The organism is Aeromonas sp. sia0103, assembly GCF_963895295.1.
Taxonomy (GTDB): Bacteria; Pseudomonadota; Gammaproteobacteria; order Enterobacterales; family Aeromonadaceae; genus Aeromonas; species Aeromonas encheleia.
Genome location: NZ_CAWQKG010000061.1, coordinates 166,885 through 184,707, shown reverse-complemented (window position 1 = coordinate 184,707; position 17,823 = coordinate 166,885). Strand labels below are relative to the sequence as shown.

At 60.5% G+C, this 17,823-nt stretch carries 12 protein-coding genes and 7 tRNA genes; 12 read left to right on the top strand and 7 right to left on the bottom strand.

The annotated features are described in order from the left end of the window. The first annotated feature begins 179 nt into the window (after positions 1 to 179). The 9 genes from alaS to AACW18_RS19730 all read left to right on the top strand — a co-directional run bounded on the left by alaS (position 180) and on the right by AACW18_RS19730 (position 5,226). Positions 180 to 2,804, top strand: a complete 2,625-nt coding sequence (gene alaS / locus AACW18_RS19770; RefSeq protein WP_218389627.1) for an alanine--tRNA ligase — start codon at positions 180 to 182, stop codon at positions 2,802 to 2,804. A gap of 16 nt (positions 2,805 to 2,820) precedes the next feature. Beyond that, positions 2,821 to 4,068, top strand: a complete 1,248-nt coding sequence (locus AACW18_RS19765) for an aspartate kinase (protein WP_042652049.1) — start codon at positions 2,821 to 2,823, stop codon at positions 4,066 to 4,068. Between the two features lie 93 nt (positions 4,069 to 4,161). After that, the gene (gene csrA, locus AACW18_RS19760; protein ID WP_005315760.1) at positions 4,162 to 4,350 is read left to right on the top strand and encodes a carbon storage regulator CsrA; all 189 of its coding nucleotides are present in this window, start codon (positions 4,162 to 4,164) and stop codon (positions 4,348 to 4,350) included. Between the two features lie 214 nt (positions 4,351 to 4,564). Then, a tRNA-Ser gene (locus AACW18_RS19755) sits at positions 4,565 to 4,657 on the top strand. A 3-nt stretch (positions 4,658 to 4,660) separates the two neighbouring features. Next, a tRNA-Arg gene (locus AACW18_RS19750) sits at positions 4,661 to 4,737 on the top strand. A gap of 100 nt (positions 4,738 to 4,837) precedes the next feature. Continuing rightward, positions 4,838 to 4,914 (top strand) — tRNA-Arg (locus AACW18_RS19745). 26 nt (positions 4,915 to 4,940) lie between these two features. After that, positions 4,941 to 5,017 (top strand) — tRNA-Arg (locus AACW18_RS19740). A 27-nt stretch (positions 5,018 to 5,044) separates the two neighbouring features. Then, positions 5,045 to 5,121 (top strand) — tRNA-Arg (locus AACW18_RS19735). A gap of 28 nt (positions 5,122 to 5,149) precedes the next feature. Then, a tRNA-Arg gene (locus tag AACW18_RS19730) sits at positions 5,150 to 5,226 on the top strand. Positions 5,227 to 5,534: 308 nt separating this feature from the next. Here the strand turns inward: AACW18_RS19730 and pbpG are convergent. The 6 genes from pbpG to pepA form a co-directional block, all read right to left on the bottom strand. Beyond that, the gene (gene pbpG, locus AACW18_RS19725) at positions 5,535 to 6,362 is read right to left on the bottom strand and encodes a D-alanyl-D-alanine endopeptidase (protein ID WP_218389626.1); all 828 of its coding nucleotides are present in this window, start codon (positions 6,360 to 6,362) and stop codon (positions 5,535 to 5,537) included. 147 nt (positions 6,363 to 6,509) lie between these two features. Then, positions 6,510 to 7,175, bottom strand: a complete 666-nt coding sequence (locus AACW18_RS19720; RefSeq protein WP_042652051.1) for a DedA family protein — start codon at positions 7,173 to 7,175, stop codon at positions 6,510 to 6,512. Positions 7,176 to 7,193: 18 nt separating this feature from the next. Beyond that, positions 7,194 to 8,486 carry a hemolysin family protein gene (locus tag AACW18_RS19715; RefSeq protein ID WP_042652052.1) on the bottom strand — a complete coding sequence of 431 codons (1,293 nt, stop codon included), beginning with the start codon at positions 8,484 to 8,486 and terminating at the stop codon, positions 7,194 to 7,196. A 252-nt stretch (positions 8,487 to 8,738) separates the two neighbouring features. Beyond that, positions 8,739 to 11,591 (bottom strand): valine--tRNA ligase, encoded by a 2,853-nt coding sequence (locus tag AACW18_RS19710; protein WP_218389625.1) that lies wholly within the window; start codon positions 11,589 to 11,591, stop codon positions 8,739 to 8,741. Between the two features lie 61 nt (positions 11,592 to 11,652). Continuing rightward, positions 11,653 to 12,108: a DNA polymerase III subunit chi gene (locus AACW18_RS19705; RefSeq protein WP_168236363.1), complete on the bottom strand. Its 456-nt coding sequence runs from the start codon at positions 12,106 to 12,108 to the stop codon at positions 11,653 to 11,655. A 170-nt stretch (positions 12,109 to 12,278) separates the two neighbouring features. Continuing rightward, positions 12,279 to 13,790, bottom strand: coding sequence for a leucyl aminopeptidase (pepA, locus tag AACW18_RS19700; RefSeq protein WP_042652055.1), 1,512 nt, complete (start codon positions 13,788 to 13,790; stop codon positions 12,279 to 12,281). Positions 13,791 to 13,962: 172 nt separating this feature from the next. Here pepA and lptF point away from each other — a divergent pair, with 172 nt between their 5' ends. Then, entirely contained in the window at positions 13,963 to 15,075 is a 1,113-nt protein-coding gene (lptF, locus tag AACW18_RS19695; protein ID WP_042652056.1) for an LPS export ABC transporter permease LptF, read from the top strand. Positions 15,076 to 15,216: 141 nt separating this feature from the next. After that, entirely contained in the window at positions 15,217 to 16,287 is a 1,071-nt protein-coding gene (gene lptG / locus AACW18_RS19690) for an LPS export ABC transporter permease LptG (RefSeq protein ID WP_218389624.1), read from the top strand. A gap of 124 nt (positions 16,288 to 16,411) precedes the next feature. On the opposite strand, the gene AACW18_RS19685 is transcribed toward lptG, so the two are convergent. Further along, entirely contained in the window at positions 16,412 to 16,930 is a 519-nt protein-coding gene (locus AACW18_RS19685; RefSeq protein ID WP_218389623.1) for an RDD family protein, read from the bottom strand. A gap of 143 nt (positions 16,931 to 17,073) precedes the next feature. On the opposite strand from AACW18_RS19685, the gene AACW18_RS19680 reads away from it, so the two are divergent. Next, positions 17,074 to 17,158, top strand: a tRNA-Leu gene (locus AACW18_RS19680). The last annotated feature ends 665 nt before the right edge of the window (positions 17,159 to 17,823 follow it).

Here is a 17,823-nt window from a genome sequence, read left to right as displayed (position 1 = left end):
ACACCTTTCCGCCTCTCGTTCTTCTTCCTGTCTCATGGCTCCTTTCCCCTGCTAATCTGAGAGTCCGTCCGCGATGCGTGCTTTTTCACCCATGGCGGGCCTGCGCGTTTTACTTTACCCCGCAGAAAACTTACATTAATGCGGTTAAAAGTCCGTATTCGAATCAAGCAGGATTTCCCATGTATATGTCCACGTCAGAGTTGCGCTCAGCGTTTCTCGAGTATTTCCGCTCCCAGGGGCACCAGGTTGTCTCCTCCAGCTCGCTGGTGCCGCATAACGACCCGACCCTGCTGTTCACCAACGCAGGTATGAACCAGTTCAAGGATACCTTCCTTGGCGCCGACAAGCGTGCCTATAACCGGGCCACCACGGCCCAGCGTTGCGTGCGGGCCGGCGGTAAGCACAATGACCTGGAAAACGTCGGCTATACCGCTCGTCACCACACCTTCTTCGAGATGCTGGGTAACTTCAGCTTCGGTGACTATTTCAAGCAGGACGCCATCCGTTTTGCTTGGGAATTCCTGACCGGGACCCTCAAGCTGCCCAAAGAGCGCCTGCTGGTCACCGTGTATGAAACGGATGATGAAGCCTTCAACATCTGGGCAAACGAAGTGGGCGTGCCAGTCGAGCGCATCGTACGCATCGGCGACAACAAGGGCGCCCCCTTTGCCTCAGATAACTTCTGGCAGATGGGCGATACCGGTCCGTGCGGCCCTTGCACCGAGATCTTCTATGACCACGGCGATCACCTCTGGGGTGGCCCTCCCGGCTCACCGGAAGAGGACGGCGACCGTTTCATCGAGATCTGGAACGTGGTGTTCATGCAGTTCAACCGTCAGGCCGACGGCACCATGGAACCGCTGCCTCGTCCGTCAGTGGATACCGGCATGGGTCTGGAGCGCATCTCCGCCATCATGCAGGGCGTCCACTCCAACTACGAGATCGACATCTTCCAGGCGCTGATCAAGAAGGCGGCCGAGATCGTCGGCACCACAGATCTGAGCAATCAGTCCCTGCGCGTCATCGCCGACCACATCCGCTCCTGCGCCTTCCTGGTGGCAGACGGTGTCATGCCCTCCAACGAGGGTCGTGGCTATGTGCTGCGCCGTATCATCCGCCGCGCCGTGCGTCACGGCCGCAAGCTGGGCGCCACCGAGGTGTTCTTCTACAAGCTGGCTGCCGAACTCGCGGTGCAGATGAAGGACGTAGGCCCTGAACTCATCGCCCAGCTGCCGCTGGTCGAGCGCGTGCTGCGCATCGAGGAAGAGCAGTTTGTCCGCACCCTGGATCGCGGCCTGCTGTTGCTGGAAGACGTGCTGGCGAACCTGGGGGATGCCAAGGTCATCCCGGGCGAGGTGGTGTTCAAGTTGTATGACACCTACGGCTTCCCGGCGGACTTGACCGCCGACGTGGTGCGCGAGCGCGAGATCGGCATCGACGAAGAAGGTTTCCGTGCCGAGATGGAGAAGCAGCGCGCCCGTGCGAAAGAGGCCTCCAGCTTCGGTGTGAACTACAACGAGGTGTTGAAACTCGATTTCGAGACCCCATTTACCGGTTACAAGCAGCTGAGCCAAACGACTCAGGTGGTTGGCATCTACAAGGATGCTATCGAAGTGAGCGGCCTGATCGCCGGTGAAGAAGCCGTGATCGTGCTGGCCGAGACCCCCTTCTACGCCGAATCCGGCGGGCAGGTGGGTGACAGCGGGATCCTCAAGGTGGATGACGGCATCTTCGCCGTGACCGACACCCAGAAAGCAGGCAAGGCCATCATTCACAAGGGCTATCTGGAGCTGGGTACCCTGGAGAAGGGGGCCGTGGTGGAAGCCGTGGTCGATGGGGAGCGCCGCCAGGCCGTGGCCCTGAACCACTCGGTCACCCACCTGCTGCACGCAGCCCTGCGCCAGGCGCTGGGTGATCACGTGACCCAGAAGGGCTCGCTGGTCGGGGCCGATCGCATGCGCTTCGACTTCTCCCACTTCGAAGGCCTGACCATGGCGACCATTCGCCGGGTTGAGGAGCTGGTCAACGCCCAGATCCGTGCTAACCACGATGTCGTCACTCAGGTGATGGATCTGGACGCGGCCAAGTCCGCCGGCGCCATGGCGCTGTTTGGCGAGAAATATGAAGACGATGTGCGGGTCGTGCGCATGGGTGACTACTCCACCGAGCTGTGTGGCGGTACTCATGCCAAGCGTACCGGTGACATCGGCTTCTTCAAGATCATCGCCGAGAGCGGTGTTGCCGCCGGGGTGCGCCGCATCGAGGCGGTGACCGGCAAGGGCGCCATCGATTTCATGCACCAGCTGGCAGAGCAGTTTGAAGAAGCCGCGGCTTTGGTGAAGGGCGATCAGTTCTCCATCGGCAGCAAGGTGCGCCAGTTGCTGGACAAGTCCAGGATGATGGAGCGCGAGCTGGAGCAGCTCAAGGCCAAGCTGGCCGCTCAGGCCGGCAGCGACCTGCTGAGCCAGGTGGTCGAGATCAAGGGTCAGAAGGTGCTGATCGCCGCACTGGACGGGGCCGATCCCAAGTCCCTGCGCGGCATGCTGGACGAGCTGAAGAACCGGATGAAGTCCGGTGTCGTGCTGCTGGCGACCAGCAGCGATGACAAGGTCAACCTGATCGCCGGTGTGACCAACGATCTGACCGCCAAGGTGAAGGCCGGCGAGCTGGTCAACCTGGTGGCCCAGCAGGTGGGCGGCAAGGGCGGTGGTCGTCCCGACATGGCCCAGGCGGGGGGAACCCAGCCAGAAGCCGTGCCGGCGGCGCTGCAATCCGTTCACTCCTGGTTGGAAGAGCGCCTGTAAACGGGCGAGGTGATCTGTGGCACTTTATGTACAGAAGTACGGCGGCACCTCGGTCGGCACGCTGGAGCGGATCGAGGCGGTGGCTGAGCGGGTTCAGCTGAGCCGAGCCCAAGGACACGACGTGGTGGTGGTGGTGTCCGCCATGTCGGGCGAAACCAACCGGCTGCTGGGCATGGCCCAGCAACTGGATCCTGATGCCAACCGGCGCGAGATGGATGTGCTGGTCTCCACCGGTGAGCAGGTCACCATAGCGCTGCTGGCAATCGCGTTGAACAAACGGGGTTGTGCTGCGGTCTCAATGACCGGTGATCAGGTGCGTATCCACACCGATTCCGCCTATGGCAAGGCCAGGATCAGCCACATCGATACCGAGCAGGTTCAGTCTGCACTGAGCGCGGGCAAGGTGGTGGTGATCGCCGGTTTCCAGGGCCGCGATGAGCACAACGCCATCACGACCCTGGGGCGTGGCGGTTCGGATACCACGGCGGTGGCGGTCGCGGCGGCCATCAAGGCCGATGAATGCCAGATCTTTACCGATGTGGATGGGGTCTATACCACGGATCCGCGCATCGAGCCCAAGGCTAGGCGCCTTTCCACCATCACCTTCGAGGAGATGCTGGAGATGGCGAGCCTGGGGGCCAAGGTGCTGCAGATCCGTTCGGTGGAGTTCGCGGGCAAGTACCGCGTGCCACTGCGGGTGCTGTCGAGTTTTGTCGACGGAGAGGGAACCTTGATCACATATGGAGATGAGAGGATGGAAGCACCCCTGGTATCCGGCATCGCGTTCAATCGCAACGAGGCCAGCCTGACCATTCTGGGTGTGCCGGACAGGCCCACCGTGGCGGCGCAGATCCTCAATCCGATCAGCGATGCCAACATTGATGTCGACATGATAGTGCAGAACACCCTGGGGGATGGCACCGCCGATTTTACCTTCACGGTGAATCGGGATGACTATCGCCGGGCCCGGGCGCTGCTGGAGGAGACCGCCACCGAGCTGGGGGCCGCCTGCGTGCAGGGCAACGGGGAGATCGCCAAGGTCTCCATCGTCGGGGTCGGCATGTGGAATCACCCCGGCGTCGCTCGCACCATGTTTAAGGTATTGGGCGAGGAGGGGATCAACATGCAGTTGATTTCCACCTCTGAAATCAAGATATCCGTAGTGATTGACGAGAAGTACCTGGAGCTGGCGGTGCGCGCGTTGCACTCCGCTTTCGGGCTGGATAATGAGCCTCATGAGCAGCCCTTGGGGAACAATCCCTGATTGATTTAGTTTCAACCATTTACCATATCGGTATCTTTGTAAGATAATGTCGCATATCGATATAAATACAAAACAGGATACAGGAGCAAGCGAATGCTTATTTTGACTCGTCGTGTAGGGGAAACCCTGATGATTGGTGACGAAGTGACTGTCACCGTACTGGGCGTTAAAGGCAATCAGGTTCGTATCGGTGTGAACGCACCGAAAGAGGTCTCCGTGCACCGCGAAGAGATCTACATGCGGATACAGGCCGAGAAAGTCCCGGGCCAACCGAATTTCTAAGCCGCATCGATAGCTGCTTTTAAGGCGACACTTGCTGTGTCGCCTTTTGTTTTTCTGGCCCGGCAGAATGGGCCCGCAGGGGGCGGAACTACAGGGTAAGTACCGATATTGTTTGAATATTCCACTCCTTGACCAAATGCTGAGCGAACGCTCTGTTTTCTCCAAAAAAGTGTTTGACTAAAAATCCCTGTGAAGTATTATCAGCCCCGCAAACGGAGAGGTGGCCGAGAGGCTGAAGGCGCTCCCCTGCTAAGGGAGTATGCGGCTTATACCCGCATCGGGGGTTCGAATCCCCCCTTCTCCGCCATTTGCGCCCGTAGCTCAGCTGGATAGAGTACCTGGCTACGAACCAGGTGGTCGGAGGTTCGAATCCTCCCGGGCGCACCATATTACGACTCAAGCAAGAGTCATGTGTTGACCATCAGCAAGTCGACACTTTAGAAAAGGCTTACTGATAAGTAGGCTTTTTTTATCGTTTTAAATCAGGGCGCCCGTAGCTCAGCTGGATAGAGTACCTGGCTACGAACCAGGTGGTCGGAGGTTCGAATCCTCCCGGGCGCACCATTTAAAGTGAAATCAAAGATTTATGAGCGCCCGTAGCTCAGCTGGATAGAGTACCTGGCTACGAACCAGGTGGTCAGAGGTTCGAATCCTCTCGGGCGCACCATTTTAAAGCAGTGTCAAAAGTTTGTGAGCGCCCGTAGCTCAGCTGGATAGAGTACCTGGCTACGAACCAGGTGGTCGGAGGTTCGAATCCTCCCGGGCGCACCATTTTGAAAGCAGTGTTAACAGTTAATGAGCGCCCGTAGCTCAGCTGGATAGAGTACCTGGCTACGAACCAGGTGGTCGGAGGTTCGAATCCTCCCGGGCGCACCATACAGACAGCCTCGACTTAGGTCGGGGCTGTTTTTTTATGGGCCGCCGCCGGATGACGATATGTCTGCGCTGCGGCCGCACTCGGCGCCGCCTCCGTCAGGGTGCCGGCATGTCCCGCTCCAAGGCCTTATCCCCTGCGCTATCGCTTCATACGGCGTTCCATTGCCCAGTCATGGTATGGAGTCAGCAAAGTGCCCTGGCTGCGCCCAGAGCGTGCAGGCGCGCCGGTTGGCGTCATCGAACCAGCGCCCGTCAGCGAGAAATAAAAAAGGATGCCAAGGCATCCTTTTTTATTTCTGGTGAGGCGATCAGCTCTTGAGCCACTTGCGAATGCGGTTGGCATCCCCGATCGGGGTGCGCTTGCCCACCGAGTTGAGCAGCACTATGGCGAGCTCCTGGCGGTCCGGCTTGGCGCGCATCAGCAGGCAGCGGCCCGCCTCGTCGGTGAAACCGGTCTTGGAGAGGCGCACGTCCCAATCCGGATTCTTCACCAGCGGGTTGGTGTTGTTGAACATCAGGCTGTAGGCCGGGGCCATGAAGCGCATCTCCATGTTGCTGTCCTGGGTGAACTGGCGGATCAGCGGCTGGCGATAGGCCGCCGAGATGAGCCTGGCCAGATCCTGGGCGGTGGAGACGTTGCGGGTCGACAGGCCGGTGGAGTCATAGAAGCGGCTCTTGCGCATGCCGAGCTGTTTGGCCTTGTTGTTCATGGCGCGGATGAAGGCCGAGCGGCCACCCGGGTAGTGACGGGCCAGGGCCGAGGCCATGCGGTTCTCGGAGGACATCAGCGCCAGGTGCAGGGCATCGCGGCGGGTCACCTTGGTGCCAAAACGCACCCGGGAATAGGTGTGCTTGATGTTGTCCCTGTCGTTCTGATCGACGGTCAGGGTCTGGCTCAGGCTCTGACGGGCATCCAGCACCACCAGGGCGGTCATCAGCTTGGTGAGGGAGGCGATGGGACGCACCCGGGTGGCATTCTTCTGATAGAGCGTCTTGCCTGTGTTGACGTCCATTACCAGGGCACTGCCCGATTGCAACTTCAGATTGGCCGGGTTGGGCGCCGCCAGGGCCGCAGGCAATCCGAGCAATCCAGCCAACCCACACAGCAGCGCAATTGCGCGAATTCGACACCCCATACAACCGACTCCATCCACAGCGAAAAAAGGCGCTAGATTCACTCATTTTTGCCCTTGCTTTACAAGAGCGGCGGCGAGGAATTCGTCATTATTTCCATAAAAAAGGGCCGCCCCTGGCGACCCTGATGATTTGTCTCAGCCTTTGCCTCAATCCCGGGAGGCGGGGGCCTTGCGTTTGCTCAACCAGCGCCAGATCAGCGCGATGAGTCCGCCGACCAGCAGCACCAGCGGCAGGCAGAGGATGATGCTGAGGAACTGGGACTCATACTGTGCGGCCAGCTTGGTGTGGCTCAGGTAGTAACCCAGCCCGACCAGGGGGCAGATCCACATGATGGAGCTGATCAGGTTGACGATGAGGAAGCGCCCCTGCGGTATCTCGTTGGCGCCGACGATGTAGGGATAGGCGGTGCGCACGAAGGCGATGTAGCGGGCGGTGATCAGGGTGATGATGCCGTACTTGTTGAGCAGGTAGTGCACCTTCTCCTTGTGCTTGTCGTCCAGGTGGGACATCAGCCTGTGGTACATCTGGGTATGGCCGAGAAAGCGCCCCTGCATGTAGCCGCACCAGGTGCCGACGAAGGTAGCCATGATCAGCAGCGGAATGACCGCCAGCGGCAGCACGCCCTGATAGATGAGCACGCCGGTCAGGATCAGCAGGGTGTCGCCGGGCAGGAAGGCGGTCGGGATGAAGCCATTCTCCAACACCAGGAAGGTCAGCAGGACGATATAGACCATGAAGACCATCTTGGGATCGGACAGGGTCGCCAGATCCTGATTAATGAAGGCGTGAGCCAGGTGGTAAAACTGCTCCATACGTGCAAACTCCGCAGATTAGCTGGGTTGGTCGGTCAAGGGCATGGCAAGCACCTTGTCGATGCGCAGGCCGTCCATATCTACAATTTCCAGTTGCCACTGTTCCAGGGTGACCAGGTCTCCGGTCCGGGGAAGGCGACCAAGGAGCAGCATGATAAGCCCTCCAAGGGTGTGATAGTGATGTTTTTCTTCTTCCGGCAAGCGGACCAGCTCCAGACAATCTTTCAGCTCCGGCAGGGGGATGAGGCCATCCAGCAGCCAGCTGCCGTCGGCGCGCTGGAATGCCCAGTTGTCCTCACCATCCTCCTGCTGGAAGTCACCGGCCAGGGTCTCCAGCAGATCCTGCTGAGTGACCAGCCCCTGCAGCTCACCATACTCGTCCACCACCAGCACCATGTGCTCGGAGTGGGCGCGGAAGTGATTGAGCAGCTCGAGGCCGTTGAGGGTCTCCGGCAGCAGGCTGCCATCCTGGGTCAGGGCCGCCAGATCGATGGGCTCCCCCTTGATGTAGGCGTGCAGCACCTTGTTGACGTTGAGGATGCCCACCAGATCCGACAGGCTGCCGTCACAGACCGGGAAGAAGCTGTGGCGATACTCCACCAGTCGCTGCAGGTTGGTCTCCAGTGGCAAGGAGAGATCCAGATAGCGGATGTCGCTGCGTGGCACCATCAGGGAGGCCAGGCTGCGCTCGTCGAGACGAAACACATTCCGTAACATAGTGTGTTCCTGATCCTCGATGATGCCAGCCTCGGAGCCTTCCACCAGCATGGCGTGGATCTCCTCCTGGGTGACGTTGTTGCTGTTGTTCTGATCGACCCGCAGGATGCGCAGGCTGGCATGGGTCGAGGCCGACAGCAACCAGACGAAGGGGCGGGTCAGGGTCGCCAGCCACTGCATGGGGCGGGCCACCAGGCAGGCGATGCGTTCGGCATTGAGCTGGCCGAGGCGCTTGGGGACCAGCTCCCCCACCACTATGGAGAGGTAGGTGACCAGCACCACCACGATGACGGTGGCGAGCAGGCTGCTGCTCTTGGCGGAGAGGCCCCACTCCTGCAGCCATTGTGCGAAGGGTTGTGCCAGCAGGGATTCACCGTAGATACCGTTGAGCAGGCCGATGCTGGTGATGCCTATCTGGACGGCAGAGAGGAAATGGGTCGGATTCTCGCCCAGTTTGAGCGCAATGGCGGCGGAGCGGCTGCCTTCGCTTGCCATCTTGCTGAGGCGGGCCTTGCGTGCGGTGACGATGGCGATTTCCGACATGGCGAAGACGCCATTGAGCAAAATCAATCCGAGCAGGATCAATATTTCCATACTGCGACAGCACTCCAAATAGAAAAGATCGCTGGCAGTGTAATGAATTTACGGGCGATGCGCTTGTGAAAGCGGGTGACTGGGCTCGCTAATTTTTCAATTGCGCGGGGGAGAATGCCGCCTTGCCGGGTGCCGGACAACCGAAAGCCTCCATCAACTGGAAGCTGCGGCATGGTAGGCCAGCCTCGGTGCCGGTGGCGAGTCAATAAAAAAGCCCCCGATAAACGGGGGCTTTTTGCGGACGTGATTCGCTTACAGGGCGGCGATCTCGACCTGCTGGGCTTCCAGCTTGACCAGCTGGAGGCGGTACTCCTCCAGCTTCTCGCGCTCCTTGGCGATGACCGCCTCCGGCGCCTTGGCCACGAAGGCCTCGTTGCCGAGCTTGCCTTCGATACGGGCGCATTCGCCGGCCAGCTTGGCCACCTCTTTGGCCAGACGGGCCAGCTCGGCTTCCTTGTCGATGAGGCCGGCCATGGGGATCATCAGCTCGGTGCTGCCGATCAGCTTCTTCACCGACAGCGGGGCGACGTCGCCGTCCGCCAGCACGCGGATGGACTCCAGGCGAGCGAGGGACTTGAGGAAGGCCTCGTTGTCCTTGGCGCGCTGGGCATCCTTGGCATCGCACTGGAGCAGCACGTTGAGGCCCACGCTCGGCGCCACGTTCATCTCGGCGCGGATGTTGCGGATGCCGACGATGAACTCCTTCACCCACTCCTGATCCGCCATGGCGGTCTCATCCAGCCTGGCGGCATCGAACTCGGGGAAGGCTTGCAGCATGATGGTGTCGGCATGGACCCCGGTCAGCGGCGCCACCGATTTCCAGATGGTCTCGGTGATGAACGGAATGATCGGGTGCGCCAGCCGCAGCAGGGTTTCCAGCACAGTCACCAGGGTGTGACGGGTGGCACGCTGCTCGGCCTCGGAGCCCTTGCCCAGCACCGGCTTGGTCAGCTCCAGATACCAGTCGCAGAACTGGTTCCAGATAAATTCGTACAGCACGCCGGCGGCCATGTCGAAGCGGTAGGTGTCGAGCGCGGTGCGGAAGTCGCGGATGGCGACCTGCAGCTGGGACTGGATCCAGCGATCCGCCAGGCTGAACTGCATCTCGCCGCCATTCAGACCGCAATCCTGCTGTTCGGTGTTCATCAGCACGTAGCGGGAGGCGTTCCACAGCTTGTTGCAGAAGTTGTTGTAACCGTCCAGGCGCTTCATGTCCCAGTTGATGTCGCGACCCGTGCTGGCCAGCGCCGCCAGGGTGAAGCGCAGGGCGTCGGTGCCGTGGGCCTCGATCCCTTCCGGGAACTGCTTGGCGGTGCGCTTGCCGATCTTCTCGGCCATCTGCGGCTGCATCATGTTGCCGGTGCGCTTCTCCAGCAGATTTTCCAGGCTGATACCGTCGATCATGTCGAGCGGGTCCAGCACGTTGCCCTTGGACTTGGACATCTTCTGGCCCTCTTCATCCCGGATCAGGCCGGTGATATAGACGGTCTTGAAGGGAACCTGCGGGGTGCCATCTTCGTTCTTGATGAAGTGCATGGTCATCATGATCATCCGGGCTATCCAGAAGAAGATGATGTCGAAGCCGCTCATCAGCACGTCGGTCGGGTGGAAGGTCTTGAGCGCCTCGGTGTTGTTCGGCCAGCCCAGGGTGGAGAAGGTCCACAGGGCGGAGCTGAACCAGGTGTCGAGCACGTCTTCGTCCTGACGCAGCACGGTCACGGACGGAATGTTGTGCTTGGCGCGCACCTCGGCCTCGTCGCGGCCGACGTAGACCTTGCCGGATTCGTCATACCAGGCCGGGATGCGGTGACCCCACCACAGCTGACGGGAGACGCACCAGTCCTGAATGTCGCGCATCCAGGAGAAGTACATGTTTTCGTACTGCTTGGGCACAAACTGGATGCGACCATCTTCCACCGCCTCGATGGCGGTCTTGGCCATGGGCGCCACGCGCACGTACCACTGGTCGGTCAGCATGGGTTCGATGGGCACGCCACCGCGATCGCCGTAGGGCTGTTGCAGCACGTGATCCTTGGTTTCGCTCAGCAGGCCCAGCTCGTCCAGCCTGGCCAGGATGGCCTTGCGGGCGGCGAAGCGCTCCAGCCCGGCGAATTCGGCCGGCAGGGCGGCGTCATAGGCGGTGCAGGGGTTGCCGTTGGTGTCGACCACTTCGGCCTCGGCGCGCACGTGGGCGTCCAGGGTGAAGATGTTGATCATCGGCAGGTTGTGGCGCTTGCCCACTTCGTTATCGTTGAAGTCGTGGGCCGGGGTGATCTTCACGCAGCCGGTGCCCTTCTCCATGTCGGCGTGTTCGTCGGCGACGATGGGGATCAGGCGGTTCACCAGCGGCAGCAGTATGTGCTGGCCGATCAACGCCTTGTAACGGGGGTCTTCCGGGTTCACGGCGACGGCGGTATCACCCAGCATGGTCTCGGGACGGGTGGTGGCGACGATCAGGTGATCCTGGCCTTCGGCGGTCTTGGCGCCGTTCGCCAGCGGATAACGCAGGTGCCACATGTGGCCCTTGATCTCACGGTTTTCCACTTCCAGATCGGAGATGGCGGTGTTGAGCTTGGGATCCCAGTTCACTAGGCGTTTGCCACGGTACATCAGGCCATCTTCGTAGAGACGCACGAACACTTCCTGTACGGCTTCGGAGAGGCCCTCGTCCATGGTGAAGCGCTCGCGCTCCCAGTCCACTGAGTCACCGAGGCGACGCATCTGACGGGTGATGGTGCCGCCGGACTCTTCCTTCCACTGCCAGATCTTGTCGATGAAGGCATCGCGGCCGTAGTCGTGACGGGTCTTGCCCTCTTCGGCGGCGATCTTGCGCTCCACCACCATCTGGGTGGCGATGCCGGCGTGGTCACAGCCCGCCTGCCACAGGGTGTTCTTGCCCTGCATGCGGTTGTAGCGGATCAGGGTGTCCATCAGTGTCTGCTGGAAGGCATGACCCATGTGCAGGCTGCCGGTGACGTTCGGCGGCGGGATCATGATGCAGAAGGAGTCTTTGCTGGTGTCACCGTGGGGCTTGAAGTAACCCTGGGATTCCCAGTGCTGGTAGAGCGCCTGTTCGATGGCGTTGTGATTAAAAGTCTTTTCCATGGTCTCGCCGTATTCTGGATGAATTCTGGTGTTGATGGGGTCTGGATCGCGGGGGAGGCAGTCAGGGCTGCGCCGGATCCGGTGCGGCAAGGACGGGCTGATCCCTCATCTCGAGGGCATGGCCTGCCTGGCGATAGTGCTTGTAGCGCTCGCGGGCTTGCTGCTTTTGCGTTTCGTCAGTGGGGACAAAATCTACCACTTGAGCGAAGTGTCCTGCAAACAAAGGTGTCTGTTCGGCCAGATTGATGAGGCAGGCATAGCGCCGCTTCGGTGGCTGGCAGCCGATCTCGACCGGGGCCTGACCGGTCTCGCCCTGCAACTGATGCGGTACGAAGCGATCCGGCGGCAGCTGCCACAGCAGCTCGTCCAGGCGCTCGGCCTGAGCCTGATCCACACAATGCAGATAGAGATGGCCCGCGCCCCAGGCATCGGCCGCCAGCTGGCAGGCGAGCCGCTCGACGGCGGAAGCCTGCGCGTCATCCGGCTCACTCATCAGGTAAAAGGTCACTTGGCTCATCAGGTTGGGTCCCGTTTGGCTGTGACGGACAGCGATTGGCCGTCGGTGGGGTGCCATGCCGGGCATGGTTCCCCCAGTTCTCTCAATGAAACAAGGAAGAGGCGGGCCTCTTCCTTGTGATACGGGTTAACACCTCCCCGCCGCGCACAGGGTGCGGCGGGCGTGAGGAATCACTCCTTGTCTTCGACATCCGCCACGCCGGCCCGGTTCAGCAGGAACTGGGTCAGCAGGGGCACCGGACGACCGGTGGAGCCCTTGTCCTTGCCACTCTTCCAGGCGGTACCTGCGATGTCCAGGTGGGCCCAGTTGTACTTCTTGGTGAAGCGTGACAGGAAGGCGGCGGCGGTGATGGTACCGGCCGGGCGGCCGCCGATGTTGGCCATGTCGGCGAACGGGCTCTCCAGCTGTTCTTGGTACTCATCGAACAGCGGCAGGCGCCAGGCGCGATCACCGGCCTGCTCTGAGGCGTTCAGCAGCTCGTGGGCCAGCGGGTTATGGTTGGCCAGCAGACCCGAGGTGTGGTGGCCCAAGGCGATGATGCAGGCCCCGGTCAGGGTCGCCACATCGATGACGGTCTCGGGATCGTAGCGATCGACATAGGTGAGGGCATCGCACAGCACCAGGCGACCTTCGGCGTCGGTGTTGAGCACCTCGACGGTCTGGCCGGACATGGTGGTGAGGATGTCACCTGGCCGGTAGGCGTTGCCACCCGGCATGTTTTCGCAACCGGCCAGCACGCCTATGACGTTGATGGGCAGCTGCAACTGGGCCAGGGCGTGCATGGTGCCGAGCACGGAGGCGGCGCCACCCATGTCGTACTTCATCTCGTCCATGCCCTCGGCCGGCTTGATGGAGATGCCGCCGGAGTCGAAGGTCAGCCCCTTGCCGACCAGCACGATGGGCTTGGCGTCGCCGTTGCCCTTGTACTCGATGATGGCCATCATGGCTTCATTGTCGGAGCCACGGGCCACCGCCAGGTAGGAGTTCATGCCGAGCTCGGCCATCTCCTGCTCGCCGATCACCTTGGTGGTGATGTTGTCATAGGCATCGGCCAGACGACGGGCCTGGGAGGCCAGGTAAGCCGGGTTGCAGATGTTGGGCGGCATGTTCGCCACGTCGCGACAGACCCGCACCCCTTTCGCCACGGCCAGGCCGTGGGCGATGGCGCGCTCGCCTATGGTCAGTTCCCGACGCGTCGGCACGTTGAACACCAGCTTGCGCAGCGGGCGGCGCGGTTCGGCCTTGTTGGTCTTGAACTGATCGAAGCTGTAGAGGCCCGCCTTGGTGGTTTCCACCGCCTGACGCACCTTCCAGTAAGTATCCCGTCCCTTGACGTGCAGCTCGGTCAGGAAGCAGACGGCTTCCATGGACCCGGTCTCGTTGAGGGTGGTGATGGTCTTGTTGATGATCTGCTTGTACTGGCGTTCGTCGAGTTCCCGCTCCTTGCCGCAACCGACCAGCAGTACGCGCTCGCTGAGCACGCCCGGTACTTGATGCAGCAACAGCATCTGGCCTGGTTTGCCTTCCAGATCGCCGCGGCGCAGCAGCGAGCTGATGTAGCCGTCGCTGATCTTGTCCAGCTGTTCGGCGACCGGAGAGAGGCGACGGGGCTCAAACACGCCAACCACGACGCAGGCACTGCGTTGCTTCTCAGGACTGCCACTCTTTACACTGAACTCCATGGAATCTCCTACATCCTAAAGACAAAAGGCACCTTTTATTGAATAATGCGGTGCTTGTTGGGGTATCAGAGGCGGAGCGAACAGCCACAGGCTCCGCAGTTCAAACTGGTAAAAATCCAATATAGGGCCCTATTTTTCAGGCATTCGACTAAAAACACAAGTTTACTTGGGAATGACTGTGATCGTTTTCCGATATTTGTTCAGGGAGACCCTGAAAACCCAGCTGGCGGTGTTATTCGTACTGCTGCTTATCTTCGTCAGCCAGCAATTTATCCAGATCATCGGCGACGCCGCCGATGGCGAGGTGCCGACGCGCCTGGTTTCCACCCTGCTGCTGCTCAACCTGCCCAATATGGCGCTGTTGATGCTGCCTATCAGTCTGTTCCTTGCCATTTTGTTTGCTCATGGTCGTTTGTATGCCGAAAGCGAGATGACGGTGATGCATGCCGTGGGTTTCAGTCACCGCTTCGTGATGCGCAGCGCCATGCTGCTGGCCTTGTTGACGGCGGCGGTGGCGGCGTTCAACACCGGCTGGATCGCGCCCCAGGCCAAGGAGCGCGAGTATCAGGTGATCGACGAATTCAAGGCCGATCCTGGCATCTCCTTCCTGCAGGCGGGCCGCTTCATGGAGCTCGACAAGGGACGGCTGGTCGCCTACATCCAGGATCTGAACGACAAGGGCTCGGAGCTGCAGAAGATCTTCGTGCTGCAGCGCGCCGAAGGCACCTCGCCGCCCTCCGTCGTGGTGGCCAGTGAAGGGCATGTGACCGCCGACAGCAACGGCCTGCAGTGGTTGACCCTGAAGGATGGCTCCCGCTACGAGGGCCAGTTCACCGGCAAGCAGTTCCAGATCTCCAACTTCGACGAGTACAGCCTGGTGATCCGTCAGCAGGAGATGGAGCGCTCCAACCGCAAGGCGGCGGCCAAGCCGACCGTGGCGCTGCTCGGCACCCAGGACAATCAGCTGATGGCCGAGTTGCAGTGGCGCCTGTCGCTGCCCGTCTCCATCCTGGTGCTCACCTTCTTGGTGGTGCCGCTGGCCAGGGTCAACCCTCGTCAGGGTCGCTACGCCAAGTTGCTGCCCGCCATTTTGCTCTATCTCTCCTATTTCCTGTTGCTCAGTGCCGCCCGCTCGGCCATCGACAGCGGGCGTCTGCCCCACTGGCCAGGCATGTTCCTGGTGCCTATGGTCTATCTGCTGGCAATCGGCCTGCCGCTCAACCTGCATGGCACGACCTGGTGGAACGGGGTGAAGAGCCACTTCTTCAAAATGAAATCGGCATGATGCTGCAACATAGGGATCTCTGCTGATGTTTGACGTTCTCGACAGGCATAACAAGCGGGTCGCCGTCGTGTCGATCCATGTTCCGTGCACCGTATTTCAAGGGAAAATCGGCATGATGCTGCAACCTGGGAGTCTCGGCTGATGTTTGGCATTCTCGATAGATATATCGGCCGGGTCATTTTCATGTCGATCCTGTTGTGTGAACTGACCCTGGTCGGGCTGGCTGCGCTCATCAAGTATGTGGAGCAGCTCAAGGCGGTGGGGGAAGGCAACTACGACATGCTCAACGCGCTCTATTTCGTGCTGCTCTCCATGCCGAAGGAGGCGGTGCTGTTCTTCCCGCTGGCGGCCCTGCTGGGGGGGCTCATCGGGCTCGGTCAGCTGGCGACCACCTCAGAATTGGTGGTGATGCAAGCATCGGGCCGCTCCAAGATCAGCATAGTGATGGCGGCGCTCAAGACCGCGATCCCCCTGATGTTGCTGGTAGGGCTGATGGGGGAATATGTGGCCCCCGCCGCGAAGCGGATGGCGGATGACATCAAGGCGGGTGCCATGTCGGAGGGACGTCTGACCGTCTCGGCCTATGGTGTCTGGGCCCGGGATGGCAACAACTTCGTCAATATCAACGGGGTACGCAACGACGGAGCCTTGACCGGCATCACCCTGTACCGTTTCACTCCGTCCCGTGCTCTGATCGACGTCGTACAGGCACAGGAGGGGGTGTTCGAACAGCATCACTGGCTGCTCAAGCAGGTGCATATCACCCGCTTCGACGATCCCAAGCAGATCCAAGACGAGAAGCATGAACAGATGGCGTGGAGCTCGGAGCTGACCCCCAAACAGCTGGGGGTAGTCAGCATAGATCCCGAGAACCTGCCGATCTCCGGCCTGCGCGACTACATCGGCTATCTGGATGCCAACAAGCAGGACGCGGGGCGTTACAAGCTGGAGATGTGGCGCAAGCTGCTGTCGCCGCTCTCTGTGGTGGCCATGATTTTGCTGGCCTCTTCCTTCATCTTCGGCCCGTTGCGCTCGGTGAGCATGGGGGCGCGGATGCTGATGGGGATCATGACCGGCTTCGCGGTCTATGTGAGCGATCGGGTGTTCGGCCCCGTCAGCCTGGTGTATGCGATGCCGCCCATCCTGGCCGCCATCGCCCCCAGCCTGCTGTTCGGCGGTATTTCCTTCTATATCCTGAGCCGCAGGCGATAGCCGGATGGCGAAACGAAAAGGGCCCTCATGGGCCCTTTTTTCATGCTGTCCATGGTGATACGGGCCATGGAGGCAGGTAGTGAGAAGGGCACCCCTGGGTGCCCTTCTCGTCATTCAAGCGGCCTTATTTGTTAAGCTGCTCCAGATTCTCCTGCTTGCTCAGCACCACCACCTCGCACTCGGACCAGATGTCCTGGAAGGCGCGTGGCCGCTGGCGGTTCATCACGCACAGCAGGTTGCCGAGTCCGAAGGCGGCAGTCCCGAGCCGGATCAGGGCCTGGGTGATGCGGATGTTGCTGCCATCCACATTCTGGATGCGCAGACGCCAGGCGCGCATGCCGATGGTCTGGCCGGCACGGGTCCAGAACCAGGCGTAGAAGCCGCAGATCACCAGGGCCAGCCAGGCGCTGTAGAGCGGGCTGGTCAGCAGCCAGGAGGCATCCTTGCCCTCGGGCACGCTCGCCATGCCGGTGGCCAGCAGTAACTGGGCAACCCCCATGCCGATGAAGCCGGCGATGATCAACAGGGCGATGACCACCAGATAGTCATAGAGCAGGGCGCCCAGGCGGCGCAGCAGACCGGCGGAGGGATATTGATGCTGAGGGGGAGGGGTCGGGGAGGAGACTGTCTTGCGCTTGGCCATGATGCTTATTCCATTAATATGATGCGGGCATTCTATGTAACTGACCCCACATCGGCAAGGCGTTGAATAAATGAGCAAACGGGATCCGACGCGAGAAAAACACCTTGCATGCCCAAGCGCCATTCGTATAATCCCTCGCAGTTGCCCGGGTGGCGAAATCGGTAGACGCAGCGGATTCAAAATCCGCCGTTGAAAGACGTGTCGGTTCGAGTCCGACCCCGGGCACCATTAACTAATTCAATGACTTAAGGCCACCCAAGCGGGTGGCCTTAAGTTTTTCTGGCTTCCCAACATGGCGATGTGTCCACATCGTGTCCACCTAGGTTTAGGTGATCGGGTTATTGTCGTGTCCACTTTTACTAGAGCAGCACCAAGCGTGACCGGACACACTTCACAAAAAACCTATTCTCCGTGGGGCAGGCCAGCCAGCGCACCAACGCCGTATCCCCCTTTCAAAATTTCAGTTATCAAATAGGCCCTCATCACGCCTAACCGGCTGAAACAAAACGGCTTCTAGCTGTTCACTCGCGGCAAACTCGATCCTTCCCGAGAGTTCAAATTCCCACGGAAAGTACGACTCACCCAATATATTCAATAAGTTACGTTTTCATCGTTGTTATCCAGCGCACCGCTGAACTGTAAAACCCTGCAATTTCTTTCGATCCTTTCAGATCCTCACCAAGCCCAAGATCCTTTATCTGGCGCGGCCTGGGCCTATGGTCTTGCGGTAATCCACTTTTGCAAAAAATTTTATTGGTGCGGCGCGCAGGCGGGAGCGGATGAGCGCGGATTCCGTGGCGCAGACGCGTCCGTGGGCGTCGCCGCCGGGCGCTGGGAGGCTGTGAGCGTCTGTAGGCTTCACGTATGATGCTGGACTGCCCGATGGCGCCCCT

Bases quoted from the DNA above. Each gene is read 5' to 3' on its own strand.
- AACW18_RS19685 (WP_218389623.1), bottom strand. From the start codon at position 16,930: ATGGCCAAGCGCAAGACAGTCTCCTCCCCGACCCCTCCCCCTCAGCAT.
- csrA (WP_005315760.1), top strand. From the start codon at position 4,162: ATGCTTATTTTGACTCGTCGTGTAGGGGAAACCCTGATGATTGGTGAC.
- lptG (WP_218389624.1), top strand. From the start codon at position 15,217: ATGTTTGGCATTCTCGATAGATATATCGGCCGGGTCATTTTCATGTCG.
- pepA (WP_042652055.1), bottom strand. From the start codon at position 13,790: ATGGAGTTCAGTGTAAAGAGTGGCAGTCCTGAGAAGCAACGCAGTGCC.
- AACW18_RS19715 (WP_042652052.1), bottom strand. From the start codon at position 8,486: ATGGAAATATTGATCCTGCTCGGATTGATTTTGCTCAATGGCGTCTTC.
- AACW18_RS19710 (WP_218389625.1), bottom strand. From the start codon at position 11,591: ATGGAAAAGACTTTTAATCACAACGCCATCGAACAGGCGCTCTACCAG.
- AACW18_RS19720 (WP_042652051.1), bottom strand. From the start codon at position 7,175: ATGGAGCAGTTTTACCACCTGGCTCACGCCTTCATTAATCAGGATCTG.
- pbpG (WP_218389626.1), bottom strand. From the start codon at position 6,362: ATGGGGTGTCGAATTCGCGCAATTGCGCTGCTGTGTGGGTTGGCTGGA.
- lptF (WP_042652056.1), top strand. From the start codon at position 13,963: ATGACTGTGATCGTTTTCCGATATTTGTTCAGGGAGACCCTGAAAACC.
- alaS (WP_218389627.1), top strand. From the start codon at position 180: ATGTATATGTCCACGTCAGAGTTGCGCTCAGCGTTTCTCGAGTATTTC.
- AACW18_RS19705 (WP_168236363.1), bottom strand. From the start codon at position 12,108: ATGAGCCAAGTGACCTTTTACCTGATGAGTGAGCCGGATGACGCGCAG.